13 protein-coding genes are annotated in these 15786 nt (G+C 69.4%); all 13 read right to left on the bottom strand.

What is annotated here, in order from left to right; translation table 11 throughout:
- Positions 1-117 precede the first annotated feature (117 nt).
- Genes nuoN through ACF08B_RS37000 form a run of 13 tightly spaced genes read right to left on the bottom strand, consistent with a single transcriptional unit; the run spans position 118 to position 15786 of the window.
- Positions 118-1767: an NADH-quinone oxidoreductase subunit NuoN gene (gene nuoN / locus ACF08B_RS37060; RefSeq protein ID WP_392321421.1), complete on the bottom strand. Its 1650-nt coding sequence runs from the start codon at positions 1765-1767 to the stop codon at positions 118-120.
- Positions 1764-3335: an NADH-quinone oxidoreductase subunit M gene (locus ACF08B_RS37055; RefSeq protein WP_093476886.1), complete on the bottom strand. Its 1572-nt coding sequence runs from the start codon at positions 3333-3335 to the stop codon at positions 1764-1766. Before ACF08B_RS37055 ends, nuoN begins: the two co-directional genes overlap by 4 nt.
- A 5-nt stretch (positions 3336-3340) precedes the next feature.
- Positions 3341-5287: an NADH-quinone oxidoreductase subunit L gene (gene nuoL / locus ACF08B_RS37050; RefSeq protein ID WP_392321420.1), complete on the bottom strand. Its 1947-nt coding sequence runs from the start codon at positions 5285-5287 to the stop codon at positions 3341-3343.
- 15 nt (positions 5288-5302) lie between these two features.
- Positions 5303-5602, bottom strand: coding sequence for an NADH-quinone oxidoreductase subunit NuoK (gene nuoK / locus ACF08B_RS37045; RefSeq protein ID WP_073901863.1), 300 nt, complete (start codon positions 5600-5602; stop codon positions 5303-5305).
- Positions 5599-6444 (bottom strand): NADH-quinone oxidoreductase subunit J, encoded by an 846-nt coding sequence (locus ACF08B_RS37040; RefSeq protein WP_392321419.1) that lies wholly within the window; start codon positions 6442-6444, stop codon positions 5599-5601. The genes nuoK and ACF08B_RS37040 overlap by 4 nt, the downstream gene beginning before the upstream one ends.
- Positions 6441-7082, bottom strand: a complete 642-nt coding sequence (nuoI, locus tag ACF08B_RS37035; protein ID WP_123437563.1) for an NADH-quinone oxidoreductase subunit NuoI — start codon at positions 7080-7082, stop codon at positions 6441-6443. The genes ACF08B_RS37040 and nuoI overlap by 4 nt, the downstream gene beginning before the upstream one ends.
- Positions 7075-8439, bottom strand: a complete 1365-nt coding sequence (nuoH, locus tag ACF08B_RS37030) for an NADH-quinone oxidoreductase subunit NuoH (protein WP_392321418.1) — start codon at positions 8437-8439, stop codon at positions 7075-7077. The genes nuoI and nuoH overlap by 8 nt, the downstream gene beginning before the upstream one ends.
- Positions 8436-10940 (bottom strand): NADH-quinone oxidoreductase subunit G, encoded by a 2505-nt coding sequence (locus tag ACF08B_RS37025; RefSeq protein WP_392321417.1) that lies wholly within the window; start codon positions 10938-10940, stop codon positions 8436-8438. The genes nuoH and ACF08B_RS37025 overlap by 4 nt, the downstream gene beginning before the upstream one ends.
- The gene (gene nuoF, locus ACF08B_RS37020; protein ID WP_073901858.1) at positions 10937-12283 is read right to left on the bottom strand and encodes an NADH-quinone oxidoreductase subunit NuoF; all 1347 of its coding nucleotides are present in this window, start codon (positions 12281-12283) and stop codon (positions 10937-10939) included. Before nuoF ends, ACF08B_RS37025 begins: the two co-directional genes overlap by 4 nt.
- A complete protein-coding gene (gene nuoE / locus ACF08B_RS37015) occupies positions 12283-13149 on the bottom strand; it encodes an NADH-quinone oxidoreductase subunit NuoE (protein ID WP_392321416.1) in 867 nt (288 codons plus the stop codon). The genes nuoF and nuoE overlap by 1 nt, the downstream gene beginning before the upstream one ends.
- Positions 13146-14486 carry an NADH-quinone oxidoreductase subunit D gene (locus tag ACF08B_RS37010; protein ID WP_093476870.1) on the bottom strand — a complete coding sequence of 447 codons (1341 nt, stop codon included), beginning with the start codon at positions 14484-14486 and terminating at the stop codon, positions 13146-13148. The genes nuoE and ACF08B_RS37010 overlap by 4 nt, the downstream gene beginning before the upstream one ends.
- Entirely contained in the window at positions 14483-15235 is a 753-nt protein-coding gene (locus tag ACF08B_RS37005; protein ID WP_392321415.1) for an NADH-quinone oxidoreductase subunit C, read from the bottom strand. The genes ACF08B_RS37010 and ACF08B_RS37005 overlap by 4 nt, the downstream gene beginning before the upstream one ends.
- On the bottom strand, positions 15232-15786 hold the full coding sequence (locus tag ACF08B_RS37000) for an NADH-quinone oxidoreductase subunit B family protein (RefSeq protein WP_030742960.1): 555 nt from the start codon (positions 15784-15786) through the stop codon (positions 15232-15234). The genes ACF08B_RS37005 and ACF08B_RS37000 overlap by 4 nt, the downstream gene beginning before the upstream one ends.

Raw genomic sequence — 15786 nt, 5'->3', positions numbered from 1 at the left:
GGTGTGCTTGTCGTATCGCACCGGGAGGTCGGTCGCCCGGCGGAGCCCGGCCGACGTGCGACGGCCCCGGTTCCCCTCCCGAGCGGGAACCGGGGCCGTACGGCCGTGCCGTGCGCGTCAGCGCACGAAGACTCCCGCCTGGCTCGCCAGGTTCAGGAAGTACTGCGGCGCCACGCCGAGCACCAGCGTCACCGCCACGCCCACGCCGATCGCCGCCATGGTCAGCGGTGAGGGGACGGCCACGGTCGGGCCCTCCGGCCTCGGCTCGCTGAAGAACATCAGCACGATCACCCGGATGTAGAAGAACGCGGCGATCGCCGAGGAGATCACACCGATGACGACCAGCGGGGCCGCACCGCCCTCGGCCGCCGCCTTGAACACGGCGAACTTCCCGGCGAACCCGGAGGTCAGCGGGATACCGGCGAAAGCCAGCAGGAACACCGCGAACACGGCCGCCACGAGGGGCGACCGGCGCCCGAGTCCCGCCCACTTCGACAGGTGGGTCGCCTCTCCGCCCGCGTCGCGCACCAGCGTGACCACGGCGAACGCGCCGATCGTCACGAAGGAGTACGCGGCCAGGTAGAAGAGGACGGAGGAGACGCCGTCCTTCGAGGTGGCGATGACACCCGCGAGGATGAATCCGGCGTGCGCGATGGACGAGTACGCCAGCAGTCGCTTGATGTCGGTCTGCGTGATGGCGACGATCGCACCGCCCAGCATGGTGATGACCGCCACCGCCCACATGACCGGCCGCCAGTCCCAGCGCATCCCGGGCAGGACGACGTACAGCAGGCGGAGCAGCGCGCCGAACGCGGCGACCTTGGTGGCCGCGGCCATGAAGCCGGTGACCGGAGTGGGCGCGCCCTGGTAGACGTCGGGCGTCCACATGTGGAACGGCACCGCGCCGACCTTGAAGAGCAGGCCCATCACGACCAGGGCGGTGCCGATGAGCAGCAGTACGTCGTTGCCCATGGTGCCGGCGAGCGCCGGGTCGACGTTGGTGACGGTGCCGTCGACGACCTGCGCGATGCGCGCGTACGACACGGAGCCCGCGTAGCCGTACAGCATGGCGATGCCGAACAGCGTGAACGCGGAGGCGAACGCGCCGAGCAGGAAGTACTTGACCGCGGCCTCCTGCGACATGAGCCGCTTGCGGCGGGCGACCGCGCACAGCAGGTACAGCGGCAGGGAGAAGACCTCCAGGGCCACGAACAGCGTCAGCAGGTCGTTGGCCGAGGGGAACACCAGCATGCCCGCGATCGCGAAGAGCAGCAGCGGGAAGACCTCGGTGGTGGTGAACCCGGCCTTGACGGCGGCCTTCTCGCTGTCGCTGCCGGGCACGGACGCGGCCTGTGCGGCGAAGGAGTCGACCCGGTTGCCGTGGGCGGCCGGGTCGAGGCGGCGTTCGGCGAACGTGAACAGGCCGACCAGGCCAGCCAGCAGGATCGTGCCCTGCAGGAACAGCGACGGCCCGTCGACCGCGATCGCGCCCATGGCGGCGATGTGCGCCTTGGTGGTGCCGTATCCGTCGGCCGCGAGTGCCACGACCGCGGCGAACGCGGCGCACAGGGCCACGACGGACACGAACACCTGCGCGTAGTACCGGGACTTGCGCGGGACGAACGCCTCGACGAGCACGCCGACCAGCGCGGCGCCGACGACGATCAGGGTCGGCGACAGCTGTCCGTATTCGATCTTCGGCGCGTCGATCTTCGAGATCGGGTCGGCCGCGGTTGTCCACAGGCTGTGGACGGCTGCTGCGCTCACTTGGCCGCCTCCACCTCGGGCTTGGGGTCCTTCTTCTGGACGTCGGACATGGTCTGTTTGACCGCCGGATTGACGATGTCCGTGACGGGCTTCGGGTAGACGCCCAGGAAGATCAGCAGAACGATCAGCGGGGCGACGACCACCAGCTCACGCGCGCGGAGGTCGGGCATCGCCGAGACCTCGGGCTTCACCGGGCCGGTCATCGTCCGCTGGTAGAGGACGAGGGTGTAGAGCGCGGCGAGCACGATGCCGAAGGTGGCGATGATGCCGACGGCCGGGTAGCGCGTGAACGTGCCGACCAGGACGAGGAACTCACTCACGAACGGCGCGAGGCCCGGCAGGGAGAGGGTGGCGAGACCACCGATCAGGAAGGTGCCGGCGAGCACCGGGGCGACCTTCTGCACGCCGCCGTAGTCGGCGATGAGCCGCGAGCCGCGCCGGGAGATCAGGAAGCCGGCGACCAGCATCAGCGCGGCCGTGGAGATGCCGTGGTTGACCATGTAGAGCGTGGCGCCGGACTGGCCCTGGCTGGTCATCGCGAAGATGCCGAGGACGATGAAGCCGAAGTGCGAGATCGACGCGTACGCCACCAGCCGCTTGATGTCCCGCTGGCCGACGGCGAGCAGGGCGCCGTAGACGATGCTGATGAGCGCGAGGACGAGGATCACCGGCGTCGCCCACTTGCTGGCCTCCGGGAAGAGCTGGAGGCAGAAGCGGAGCATCGCGAAGGTGCCCACCTTGTCGACGACCGCGGTGATGAGGACGGCGACCGGGGCGGTGGACTCCTGCATGGCGTTGGGCAGCCAGGTGTGCAGCGGCCACAGCGGCGCCTTGACCGCGAAGGCGAAGAAGAAGCCGAGGAACAGCCAGCGTTCGGTGTTCGTCGCCATGTGCAGCGAACCGTTGGCGCGTGCCTCGGCGATCTCCTGGAGGGAGAAGTTCCCGGCGACCACGTACAGGCCGATCACCGCGGCCAGCATGATCAGGCCGCCGACCAGGTTGTAGAGCAGGAACTTGACCGCCGCGTACGACCGCTGGGTGGCGGCCGTCTCCTCGCCGTGCTCGTGGGCACGGTCCCCGAAGCCGCCGATGAGGAAGTACATCGGGATGAGCATGGCTTCGAAGAAGATGTAGAAGACGAAGACGTCGGTGGCCTCGAAGGAGATGATCACCATCGCCTCGACGGCGAGGATCAGCGCGAAGAAGCCCTGGGTGGGGCGCCAGCGGCGGCTGCCGGTCTCCAGCGGGTCGGCGTCGTGCCAGCCGGCCAGGACGATGAACGGGATGAGCAGGGCGGTCAGCGCGATCAGCGCCACCGCGATGCCGTCCACGCCCACTTCGTAGCGCACCCCGAAGTCCGCGATCCAGGGGTGGGACTCGGTGAGCTGGTAGCGGGCACCGTCGGGGTCGAAACGGACCAGGACGACGGCCGCCAGGGCGAGCGTCGCGAGCGAGACGACCAGCGCCAGCCATTTGGCGGCGGTGCGTTGTGCGGCCGGTACGGCGGCCGTGGCGACGGCCCCGAGCGCCGGGAGCGCCGCCGTCGCTGTCAGCAGAGGAAAGGACATCGGTATCAGACCGCCCTCATCAGCAGGGTCGCGGCGACCAGGAGTGCCGCACCGCCGAACATCGAGACCGCGTAGGAGCGGGCGAAGCCGTTCTGGAGCCGGCGCAGCCGTCCGGACAGGCCGCCGAAGCCGGCCGCCGTGCCGTTGACGACGCCGTCGACCAGGGTGTGGTCGACGTACACCAGGGAGCGCGTGAGGTGCTCGCCGCCGCGCACCAGGACGACGTGGTTGAAGTCGTCCTGGAGCAGGTCGCGGCGGGCCGCGCGGGTGAGCAGCGAACCGCGTGGGGCGACGACCGGGACGGGCTTGCGGCCGTACTGGGCGTAGGCGATGCCGACGCCGACGACCAGGCAGACGATGGTCGCGCCGGTGACCGTGGTCGCGCTGAGCGGCGAGTCGCCCTCGCTGTGGCCGGTGACGGGCTCCAGCCAGTTCACGAAGCGGTCGCCGAGGTGGAAGAAGAAGCCGGCGAAGACCGATCCGACGGCCAGCACGACCATGGGGATCGTCATGACCTTGGGCGACTCGTGCGGGTGCGGCTCGGCGTGCTCGCCGTGGTGCTCGGCCGCGGGCTCGGCGCTCGGGGCCTCCGGGGAGCGGGTGGGCCGGTTCCGCCAGCGTTCCTCGCCGAAGAACGTCATCAGCATCACGCGCGTCATGTAGAAGGCGGTGATGGCGGCGCCCAGCAGGGCCACACCGCCGAGGATCCACCCCTGCGTGCCGCCCTTGGCGAAGGCGGCCTCGATGATCGCGTCCTTGGAGTAGAACCCGGACAGGAACGGGAAGCCGATGATGGCCAGGTAGCCGAGGCCGAAGGTGATGAAGGTGATCGGCATGTACTTGCGCAGGCCGCCGTACCTGCGCATGTCGACCTCGTCGTTCATGCCGTGCATGACCGAGCCGGCGCCGAGGAAGAGCCCGGCCTTGAAGAAGCCGTGCGTCACCAGGTGCATGATCGCGAAGACGTAGCCGATGGGGCCGAGGCCCGCGGCCAGCACCATGTAGCCGATCTGCGACATGGTCGAGCCGGCCAGTGCCTTCTTGATGTCGTCCTTGGCGCAACCGACGATCGCACCGAAGAGGAGCGTGACCGCGCCGACCACGGTGACGGTCAGCTGGGCGTCGGGGGCGGCGTTGAAGATGGCTCCGGAGCGGACGATCAGGTACACGCCCGCCGTCACCATCGTCGCGGCGTGGATGAGGGCCGAGACCGGGGTCGGGCCCTCCATGGCGTCCCCGAGCCAGGACTGCAGTGGCACCTGGGCCGACTTGCCGCAGGCGGCGAGCAGCAGCATCAGGCCGATGGCGGTGAGCCTGCCCTCGGAGGTGTCGCCGGTGTGGCTGAGGACCGGGCCGAAGGCGAAGCTGCCGAACGTCGTGAACATCAGCATGATCGCGATCGACAGGCCCATGTCGCCGACACGGTTGACCAGGAAGGCCTTCTTGGCTGCCGTGGCCGCGCTGGGCTTGTGCTGCCAGAAGCCGATCAGCAGGTACGAGGCGAGACCGACGCCCTCCCAGCCGACGTACAGCAGCAGGTAGTTGTCGGCGAGGACGAGCAGCAGCATCGCCGCGAGGAACAGGTTGAGGTAGCCGAAGAAGCGGCGGCGGCGCTCGTCGTGCTCCATGTACCCGACCGAGTACAGGTGGATCAGCGAGCCGACGCCGGTGATCAGCAGGACGAAGGTCATCGACAGCTGGTCGAGGCGGAAGGTGACGTCCGCCTGGAAGCTGCCGACCGAGATCCACGTCCACAGGTGCTGGGTCAGCGTGCGCTGTTCGGCCTCCTTGCCGAGCAGGTCGGCGAAGAGGATCAGGCCGAACACGAAGGAGGCGGTCGACATGACGGTGCCGAGCCAGTGGCCGACGCGGTCGAGTCGCCGGCCGCCGACCAGGAGGACGGCCGCTCCGAGCAGGGGCGCCGCGATGAGCAGCGCGATCAGGTTCTCCACGATTCTTCCGACCCCTTACAGCTTCATCAGGCTGGCGTCGTCGACCGAGGCCGAGTGGCGGGTGCGGAACAGCGACACGATGATCGCGAGGCCCACCACGACCTCCGCGGCGGCGACGACCATCGTGAAGAACGCGATGATCTGGCCGTCGAGGTTGCCGTGCATCCGGGAGAAGACGACGAACGCGAGGTTGCAGGCGTTCAGCATCAACTCGATGCACATGAAGACCACGATGGCGTTACGCCGGATCAGTACGCCCGTCGCGCCGATCGTGAACAGCAGGGCGGCGAGGTAGAGGTAGTTGACCGGGTTCACTTCGACGCCTCCTCGGACCTCTTGAACGTGGCCGGTTCGACCGCCCGGCGCTCCAGGCGTTCTTCCGCGCGCTGCTCCAGCGCCTTCAGGTCGTTGAGCGCCTCCATGGACACGTCACGGATTTGGCCGCGCTCGCGCAGCGTCTTGCTGACGGTCAGGTCGGACGTGGTGCCGTCGGGCAGCAGGCCCGCGATGTCCACGGCGTTGTGCCGGGCGTAGACGCCGGGGGCGGGCAGCGGCGGAATGTGCACGCCCTCGCGGATGCGCTGTTCGGCCAGCTCACGCTGGGTCTTGGCACGCTCGGTGCGCTCGCGGTGCGTGAGCACCATGGCGCCGACGGCGGCCGTGATCAGCAGGGCGCCGGTGATTTCGAAGGCGAACACGTACTTGGTGAAGATGAGGGCCGCGAGGCCCTCCACGTTGCCGTTGGCGTTCGCCTGGCCGATGCCGTCGAAGTCCTTCAGGGAGGCGTTCGCGATGCCGGCGAACAGCAGGACGCCGAAGCCGACCCCGCACAGAAGGGCCAGCCAGCGCTGGCCCTTGATGGTCTCCTTGAGCGAGTCCGCGGCCGTGACGCCGACGAGCATCACCACGAACAGGAACAGCATCATGATCGCGCCGGTGTAGACGACGATCTGCACGATGCCCAGGAAGTAGGCGCCGTTGGCGAGGTAGAACACCGCCAGGACGATCATGGTGCCGGCCAGGCAGAGCGCGCTGTGCACGGCCTTCTTCATGAAGACGGTGCACAGGGCGCCGATCACCGCGACGGTGCCGAGGACCCAGAACTGGAAGGCCTCACCGGTGGAAGTGGTGTAGGCGGCGAGCTGCGTCGCGTTCATCGGCCGATCACCTTCCCGGAGGCCGGCTCGTCCTCGCCGAAGGTGGACGCGGCCTCCTGCGGGACCTCGCCCTTGGAGAGGGCGACCTGCCGGACCGTACCGGGCGCGGCCTGCGTCACCAGGCCCCGGTAGTAGTCCTGTTCGTCCGTCCCCGGGAAGATCGAGTGGGGCGTGTCGACCATGCCCTCCTCGAGGCCGGCGAGCAGCTGCTCCTTGGTGTAGATGAGGTTCGCGCGGCTGGAGTCGGCCAGCTCGAACTCGTTGGTCATCGTCAGAGCGCGCGTGGGGCACGCCTCGATGCACAGCCCGCACAGGATGCAGCGGGCGTAGTTGATCTGGTAGACGCGGCCGTACCGCTCGCCCGGCGAGTAGCGCTCCTCGTCGGTGTTGTCGGCGCCTTCCACGTAGATGGCGTCGGCGGGGCAGGCCCAGGCGCACAGCTCGCAGCCGACGCACTTCTCCAGGCCGTCCGGATGGCGGTTGAGCTGGTGCCGTCCGTGGAACCGCGGAGCCGTGGTCTTCTTCTGCTCCGGGTACTGCTCGGTCAGCCGCTTCTTGAACATGGCCTTGAAGGTCACGCCGAAGCCGGCGACGGGGTTCTGGAAACCGGGCTTGGTCTCCTTGGGTTCCTCAGCCATCGGACGCCTCCTTTCCATCCGTAGGTCCGTCACTGACAGTGTCCGACCCGCCACTGACAATCAGCTCGCGGTCGCGGTGCGAGCGGCGCCTGGGCACCGGCGGCAGTTCCTGTCCGGGAAGCGGCGGGACGGGGAATCCGCCCGCCATCGGGTCGAAGCCGGCCGGCTGGGTGGCGGCCTGTTCGGCCGCCCTGCCCTTGTCGCGGAACATGTCGGCGACGAAGGAGAGCAGCAGCAGGGCGAGGACACCGCCGCCGACGTAGAGGGCGATGTCGGCGAAGTCGTAGTTCTCGTTGCGCAGCGCGCGCACGGTCGCGACCAGCATCAGCCAGGTCACCGAAACCGGGATGAGAACCTTCCAGCCGAGCTTCATCAGCTGGTCGTAGCGGACGCGGGGCAGGGTGCCGCGCAGCCAGATGAAGAAGAACAGCAGCAGCTGGACCTTGATGACGAACCAGAGCAGCGGCCACCAGCCGTGGTTCGCGCCCTCCCAGAAGCCGCTGATCGGCCAGGGGGCGCGCCAGCCGCCGAGGAAGAGGGTGGTCGAGACGGCCGAGACCGTCACCATGTTCACGTACTCGGCGAGCATGAACATCGCGAACTTGATCGACGAGTACTCGGTGTTGAAACCGCCGACGAGGTCGCCCTCGGACTCCGGCATGTCGAACGGGGCGCGGTTGGTCTCGCCGACCATCGTGACGATGTAGAGGATGAAGGAGACCGGCAGCAGCAGGATGTACCAGCGGTCGTGCTGCTGCTCGACGATCGTGGACGTCGACATCGACCCCGAGTACAGGAACACGGAGGCGAACGCGGCGCCCATGGCGATCTCGTACGAGATCATCTGCGCGCAGGAGCGCAGGCCGCCGAGGAGCGGGTAGGTGGACCCGGAACTCCAACCCGCCAGCACGATGCCGTAGATGCCGACGGAGGCGATCGCGAGGATGTAGAGCATCGCGATCGGCAGGTCGGTGAGCTGCATCGTGGTGCGTGTGCCGAAGATCGAGATCTCGTTGTCGGCCGGCCCGAAGGGGATCACCGCGATCGCCATGAAGGCCGGGATGGCCGCGACGATCGGTGCGAGGACGTAGACCACCTTGTCCGCGCGCTTGACGATGATGTCTTCCTTGAGCATCAGCTTCACACCGTCGGCGAGCGACTGGAGCATGCCCCAGGGGCCGTGCCGGTTGGGGCCGATGCGCAGCTGCATCCAGGCGACGACCTTGCGTTCCCAGACGATGGAGAACAGCACGGTCACCATCAGGAAGGCGAAGCAGAAGACGGCCTTGACGACGACCAGCCACCAGGGGTCGCGGCCGAACATCGAGAGGTCTTCAGCGGCGAGGTACGGGCTCATGCCTCCACCTCCTTGGGGGCCTCTTCGGCGACTGCCGCCGGGCCGATGCGGACGAGGGATCCGGGTTGTGCGCCGGTGCCGGAGGCGACGCCCGCGTCGACGGAGTTCAGCGGGAGCCACACCACCCGGTCGGGCATCTCGGTGATCTGCACCGGGAGTCGGACCGTGCCTTCGGGACCGGTGACGGAGAGGGCCTCACCCTCCGCGACACCCGCCTCGGCGGCCGTCGCGGCCGACACGCGCGCGCGTGCGGCGTGCCGGGTTCCGGCGAGTGCCTCGTCGCCCTCCTGCAGGACACCGTGGTCGAGCAGCAGCCGGTGCCCGGCGAGAACCGCCTCGCCCGCGGCGGGGCGGGGCAGGACGCCCGCGGTCTCGAAGGGCGCGGCGGCGCGCGGGCCGCCCCAGGAGCCGAGCCGGTCGATCTCCGCGCGCGTGGTGCGCAGATCGGGCAGGCCCAGGTGGACGTCCATGGCGTCGGCCAGCATCTGCAGCACGCGCGCGTCGGTCGGCGCGAGGCGGCGGGTCATCTGGTCGGGCTTGAGCGCGGCCTCGAAGAAGCGCACCCTGCCCTCCCAGTTGAGGAAGGTGCCGGCCTTCTCGGCGACCGCCGCGACCGGCAGGACGACGTCGGCGTGCTCGGTGACCTCGCTGGGCCGCAGCTCCAGCGACACCAGGAAGCCGACGTCCGCGAACGCGGCACGCGCGCGTGCCGGGTCGGGCAGGTCGGTGACCTCCACGCCGGCGACCACCAGTGCCGAGAGTTCGCCGTTCGCGGCGGCCTCGACGATCTGGTGGGTGTCGCGGCCGTAGCGGTGCGGGAGTTCGGAGAGCCCCCAGACGGCGGCGACCTCGTCCCGCGCGCGCGGGTCGGTGGCCGGGCGGCCGCCCGGCAGCAGCGACGGCAGCGCGCCCACCTCGACGGCGCCGCGTTCTCCGGCCCGGCGCGGGATCCACACCAGCTGGGCGCCGGTCGCGGTGGCCGCGCGTACGGCGGCGGTGAGGCCGCCCGCGACGGAGGAGAGCCGTTCGCCGACGACGATGACCGCGCCCTCGGCGCGCAGCGCTTCGGCGGCCAGGGTGCCGGGGTCCTCCAGGCCGACCCCGCTCGCGAGGGCGTCCAGCCATTCGGTCTCGGTGCCCGGCGCGGCCGGCAGCAGGATGCCGCCGGTCTTCTGCAGGCCCCGGGTCGCGTGGGTGGCCAGCGAGAACACCCGCTGCTTGTGCTTGCGCCAGGCCTTGCGCAGTCGCAGGAAGACGCCGGGCGCCTCCTCCTCCGACTCGAAGCCGACGAGCAGGACGGCGGGCGCCTTCTCCAGGGCGGTGTACGTGACGCCGCCGCCGTCGAGGTCGCGGCCGTGGCCCGCCACGTGGGCCGCGAGGAAGTCGGCCTCCTCGCCGCTGTGCACGCGCGCGCGGAAGTCGATGTCGTTCGTGTCGAGTGCCACGCGCGCGAACTTGCTGTAGGCGTAGGCGTCCTCGACGGTCAGCCGGCCGCCGGTGAGGACGCCGGCCCGGGAGCGGGCGCCGGTCAGTCCGCGTGCGGCCGCCTCCAGCGCCTCGGGCCAGGAGGCGGGCTCCAGGACGCCGTCGGCGTTGCGGACCAGCGGGGTGTCGAGGCGGTCCTTCTGCTGCGCGTACCGGAACGCGAAGCGTCCCTTGTCGCAGATCCACTCCTCGTTGACCTCGGGGTCGTTGGCCGCGAGCCGTCGCATGACCTTGCCGCGCCGGTGGTCGGTGCGGGTGGCGCAGCCGCCCGAGCAGTGTTCGCAGACCGACGGCGAGGAGATGAGGTCGAAGGGGCGGGAGCGGAACCGGTAGGCCGCCGAGGTCAGGGCGCCGACCGGGCAGATCTGGATGGTGTTGCCGGAGAAGTACGACTCGAACGGGTCGCCCTCGCCGGTGCCGACCTGCTGGAGCGCGCCCCGCTCGACCAGTTCGATCATCGGGTCGCCGGCGACCTGGTTGGAGAAGCGGGTGCAGCGGGCGCACAGCACGCACCGCTCGCGGTCGAGGAGCACCTGGGTGGAGATCGGTACGGGCTTCTCGTAGGTGCGCTTCTTGCCCTCGAAGCGGGACTCGGCGTTGCCGTGGGACATGGCCTGGTTCTGCAGGGGGCACTCGCCGCCCTTGTCGCAGACCGGGCAGTCCAGCGGGTGGTTGATGAGGAGCAGCTCCATCACCCCGTGCTGGGCCTTCTCGGCGACCGGCGAGGTGAGGTGGGTCTTGACGACCATGCCGTCGGTGCACGTGATCGTGCAGGACGCCATGGGCTTGCGCTGCCCCTCGACCTCGACGATGCACTGGCGGCAGGCGCCGGCCGGGTCCAGCAGGGGGTGGTCGCAGAACCGCGGGATCTCGATGCCGAGCTGCTCGGCGGCCCGGATGACCAGGGTGCCCTTGGGCACACTGATCTCGGCGCCGTCGATCGTCAGCGTGACGAGGTCTTCCGGCGGGACCGCCGCCTCTCCCCCTCCGGAGGGAGCACTGGTGGTCACGGTCATGCGTTCACCTCCGGGCGGTCCGCCCAGGCCGTCGACTTGGCCGGGTCGAAGGGGCAGCCCCGGCCCGTGATGTGCTGCTCGTACTCCTCGCGGAAGTACTTCAGCGAGGAGAAGATGGGTGAGGCCGCGCCGTCGCCGAGCGCGCAGAAGGACTTGCCGTTGATGTTGTCGGCGATGTCGTTCAGCTTGTCGAGGTCGGACATGACGCCCTTGCCGGCCTCGATGTCCCGCAGCAGCTGCACCAGCCAGTACGTGCCCTCACGGCAGGGGGTGCACTTGCCGCAGGACTCGTGGGCGTAGAACTCGGTCCAGCGGGTCACCGCCCGCACCACGCAGGTCGTCTCGTCGAAGCACTGCAGGGCCTTGGTGCCGAGCATGGATCCGGCGGCGCCGACCCCTTCGTAGTCGAGGGGGACGTCGAGGTGCTCGTCGGTGAACATCGGCGTCGAGGAGCCGCCCGGCGTCCAGAACTTGAGGCGGTGCCCGGACCGCATGCCGCCGCTCATGTCGAGGAGCTGGCGGAGCGTGATGCCGAGCGGGGCCTCGTACTGGCCGGGGCTGGCGACGTGACCGCTGAGCGAGTAGAGCGTGAAGCCCGGGGACTTCTCGCTGCCCATCGACCTGAACCAGTCTTTCCCGTTTTTCAGGATGGCGGGAACCGACGCGATCGACTCGACGTTGTTCACAACAGTCGGGCAGGCATAGAGCCCTTCGACGGCTGGGAAAGGGGGACGGAGCCGCGGTTGACCACGGCGGCCTTCGAGCGAGTCGAGCAGTGCGGTCTCCTCACCGCAGATGTACGCGCCCGCGCCCGCGTGCACGGTGAGTTCGAGGTCGAGTCCGCTGCCCAGGATGTTCTCGCCGAGGTAGCCGGCCGCGTAGGCCTCGCGCACGGCCTCGTGCAACCGCCGCAGAACGGGGACGACTTCACCACGCAGATAGATGAAGGCATGCGACGACCTGATGGCGTAACACGCGATCACGATGCCCTCGATGAGGCTGTGCGGGTTCGCGAAGAGGAGCGGGATGTCCTTGCACGTCCCGGGTTCCGATTCGTCGGCGTTGACAACTAGATAATGCGGTTTTCCATCACCCTGCGGAATGAACTGCCATTTCATTCCGGTCGGGAATCCCGCGCCGCCGCGGCCTCGCAGCCCGGAGTCCTTGACGTACGCGATCAGGTCGTCCGGTGACATGGCGAGCGCCTTGCGGAGCCCCTCGTACCCCTCGTGCCTCCGGTAGACGTCCAGGCTCCAGGCCCGGTCCTCGTCCCAGAAGGCCGACAGCACGGGTGCGAGCAGCTTCTCCGGGCTCGTGTCCTTGACCTCGGGTACCACGGTCATCACTCCCCCTCCTCGGCGGTAGGCCCTGCCGGGTGGGCGGGGTCGGAGGCCGACGTGTCCTGCGGCGCGTCATGGGAGCTGAGGTGCTCGGCCGGCGACGGCTGGTGCACCCTGTCCTGCGGATGCCCATGCGGACCTCCGCGCGGATGGACCACGCGCGCGGGTGCGGCCTCTCCCCTTGCCAGGCGAAGGCCCACCAGCGAAGCGGGTCCCGCACTGCCGCCCTCCTCGACGGCCCCGGGCCGCTCGTCGGGGAAGCCGGCCAGGATTCGCGCGGTCTCCTTGAAGGTGCACAGCCGCGCCCCGCGCGTGGGCTGCACGGGGCGCCCCGCCCGCAGGTCGTCGACCAGGTGCTTGGCGCTGCCCGGCGTCTGGTTGTCGAAGAACTCCCAGTTGACCATCACGACCGGTGCGAAGTCGCAGGCCGCGTTGCACTCGATGTGCTCCAGGGTGACCTTGCCGTCGTCGGTGGTCTCGCCGTTTCCGACGCCCAGGTGCTCCTGCAGGGTCTCGAAGATCGCGTCGCCGCCCATCACCGCGCACAGCGTGTTGGTGCAGACGCCGACCTGGTAGTCACCGGACGGCTTGCGCCGGTACATGGTGTAGAAGGTGGCGACGGCGGTGACCTCGGCCGTGGTCAGGTCCAGCATGTCCGCGCAGAACTGCATTCCGGTGCGGGTGACGTGGCCCTCCTCTGACTGCACGAGGTGGAGAAGCGGCAGCAGGGCGGACCGGGAGTCGGGGTAGCGCGCGATCACCTCGCGCGCGTCCGTCTCCAGCCGGGCCCGGACGTCGTCCGGGTACGCGGGCGCGGGCAGTTGGGGCATGCCCAGGCTGACGCCCCGCTCGGAAGAAGAGGTGGTCATCGGTCGACGCCTCCCATCACGGGGTCGATGGACGCGACGGCGACGATGACGTCGGCGACCTGGCCGCCCTCGCACATCGCCGCCATGGCCTGCAGGTTGGTGAAGGACGGGTCACGGAAGTGGACCCGGTAGGGGCGGGTGCCTCCGTCGGAGACGGCGTGCACCCCGAGCTCGCCCTTGGGCGACTCGACGGCCGCGTACGCCTGTCCCGGCGGCACGCGGAAGCCCTCGGTGACCAGCTTGAAGTGGTGGATCAGGGCCTCCATGGAGGTGCCCATGATCTTCTTGATGTGGTCGAGGGAGTTGCCGAGCCCGTCGGGTCCCAGGGCGAGCTGGGCGGGCCAGGCGATCTTCTTGTCGGCGACCATGACCGGTCCGGGCTGGAGCCGGTCCAGGCACTGCTCGATGATCCGCAGCGACTGGCGCATCTCCTCCAGACGGACCAGGAAGCGGCCGTAGGAGTCGCAGCTGTCGGCGGTCGGGACGTCGAAGTCGTACGTCTCGTAGCCGCAGTACGGCTGGGCCTTGCGCAGGTCGTGCGGCAGGCCGGTGGAGCGCAGGATCGGGCCCGTCGCGCCGAGGGCCATGCAGCCGGCCAGGTCGAGGTAGCCGACGTCCTGCATGCGGGCCTTGAAGATGGGGTTCCCGGTGGCGAGCTTGTCGTACTCCGGGAGGTTCTTCTTCATCTTCTTCACGAACTCGCGGATCTGGTCCACCGCGCCGGGCGGCAGGTCCTGGGCGAGTCCGCCGGGGCGGATGTACGCGTGGTTCATCCGCAGGCCCGTGATGAGCTCGTAGAGGTCGAGAATCATTTCACGATCGCGGAAGCCGTAGATCATGATCGTGGTGGCGCCCAGTTCCATGCCGCCGGTGGCGATGCACACCAGGTGGGAGGACATCCGGTTCAGCTCCATCAGGAGCACCCGGATGAGCGTGGCGCGGTCGGTGATCTGGTCCTCGATGCCGAGGAGCTTCTCGACGGCGAGGCAGTAGGCGGTCTCGTTGAAGAAGGACGTCAGGTAGTCCATGCGCGTGACGAAGGTGGTGCCCTGCGTCCACGTGCGGAACTCGAGGTTCTTCTCGATGCCGGTGTGGAGGTAGCCGATGCCGCAGCGGGCCTCGGTGACGGTCTCGCCCTCGATCTCCAGGATCAGGCGGAGCACCCCATGGGTGGACGGGTGCTGGGGACCCATGTTGACGACGATGCGTTCGTCGTCGGCGCGGGCCGCGGACTGGACGACCTCGTCCCAGTCGCCACCGGTGACCGTATATACGGTGCCCTCGGTGGTCTCGCGTGCCGCGGCGGCCGACGCGTCGGATGCTGACTGCGTGCTCACGAGTACGACCTCCGCTGGTCCGGAGCCGGGATCTGGGCGCCCTTGTACTCGACGGGGATGCCGCCGAGGGGGTAGTCCTTGCGCTGCGGGTGGCCCTGCCAGTCGTCCGGCATCATGATCCGCGTCAGGGCCGGGTGGCCGTCGAAGACGATTCCGAAGAAGTCGTAGGTCTCGCGCTCGTGCCAGTCGTTGGTCGGGTAGACGGGGACCAGGGACGGGATGCGCGGGTCGCTGTCGGGGGCGCTGACTTCCAGGCGGACGAGCCGGTTGTGGGTGATCGAGCGCAGGTGGTAGACGGCGTGCAGCTCGCGGCCCGCGTCCTCGGGGTAGTGGACGCCGCTGACGCCGGTGCACAGTTCGAAGCGCAGGGCCGGGTCGTCGCGCAGGGTGCGGGCGACGCGGACCAGGTGCTCGCGCTCGATGTGGAAGGTCAGCTCGTCCCGGTCGACGACCGTCTTCTCGATGGCGTTGCCGGGGAGGAGTCCCTGCTCCTCCAGGGCGCCCTCGAGTTCGTCGGCGACCTCGTCGAACCAGCCGCCGTAGGGGCGGCTCGCCGGTCCCGGGAGCCGGACCGAGCGCACCAGGCCGCCGTAGCCGGAGGTGTCGCCGCCGTTGTTGGCGCCGAACATGCCGCGCTGGACGCGGATCTCCTCGCCGCCCTGGCCGCGCTGGCCGGGGAGGTTGGAGGCGGCGAGGTCCTTCTCGGGGTTCACCCCGTTCGCGCCGTTGGTGCCGTTCGCGTCGCTCACCGCAGCAGCCCCTTCATCTCGATCGTCGGCAGGGCCTTGAGCGCCGCCTCCTCCGCCTCGCGGGCCGCTTCCTCGGCGTTGACGCCGAGCTTGGAGGACTGGATCTTCTGGTGGAGCTTGAGGATCGCGTCCATCAGCATCTCGGGGCGCGGCGGGCAGCCGGGCAGGTAGATGTCGACCGGGACGATGTGGTCGACGCCCTGGACGATCGCGTAGTTGTTGAACATGCCGCCCGAGGAGGCGCAGACGCCCATGGAGATCACCCACTTCGGGCTGGGCATCTGGTCGTAGACCTGCCTCAGGACCGGCGCCATCTTCTGGCTGACCCGGCCGGCCACGATCATCAGGTCCGCCTGGCGCGGCGAGCCGCGGAAGACCTCCATGCCGAAGCGGGCCAGGTCGTACCGGCCGGCGCCCGTGGTCATCATCTCGATGGCACAGCAGGCGAGGCCGAAGGTCGCCGGGAAGACGGACGCCTTGCGCACCCAGCCCGCGGCCTGCTCGACGGTGGTCAGCAGGAAGCCGCTCGGCAGTTTTTCTTCGAGTCCCAT

It is taken from the genome of Streptomyces sp. NPDC015139 (assembly GCF_043079785.1).
Classification (GTDB): Bacteria; Actinomycetota; Actinomycetes; order Streptomycetales; family Streptomycetaceae; genus Streptomyces; species Streptomyces albidocamelliae.
This window is presented reverse-complemented; position numbering and strand designations above follow the sequence as displayed.

Excerpts from the sequence above, each read along its gene's own strand:
- nuoI (WP_123437563.1), bottom strand. The coding sequence starts at position 7,082 with ATGGCTGAGGAACCCAAGGAGACCAAGCCCGGTTTCCAGAACCCCGTC.
- nuoE (WP_392321416.1), bottom strand. The coding sequence starts at position 13,149 with ATGACCACCTCTTCTTCCGAGCGGGGCGTCAGCCTGGGCATGCCCCAA.
- ACF08B_RS37055 (WP_093476886.1), bottom strand. The coding sequence starts at position 3,335 with ATGTCCTTTCCTCTGCTGACAGCGACGGCGGCGCTCCCGGCGCTCGGG.
- ACF08B_RS37040 (WP_392321419.1), bottom strand. The coding sequence starts at position 6,444 with ATGAACGCGACGCAGCTCGCCGCCTACACCACTTCCACCGGTGAGGCC.
- nuoF (WP_073901858.1), bottom strand. The coding sequence starts at position 12,283 with ATGACCGTGGTACCCGAGGTCAAGGACACGAGCCCGGAGAAGCTGCTC.
- ACF08B_RS37000 (WP_030742960.1), bottom strand. The coding sequence starts at position 15,786 with ATGGGACTCGAAGAAAAACTGCCGAGCGGCTTCCTGCTGACCACCGTC.
- nuoH (WP_392321418.1), bottom strand. The coding sequence starts at position 8,439 with ATGAGCCCGTACCTCGCCGCTGAAGACCTCTCGATGTTCGGCCGCGAC.
- ACF08B_RS37025 (WP_392321417.1), bottom strand. The coding sequence starts at position 10,940 with ATGACCGTGACCACCAGTGCTCCCTCCGGAGGGGGAGAGGCGGCGGTC.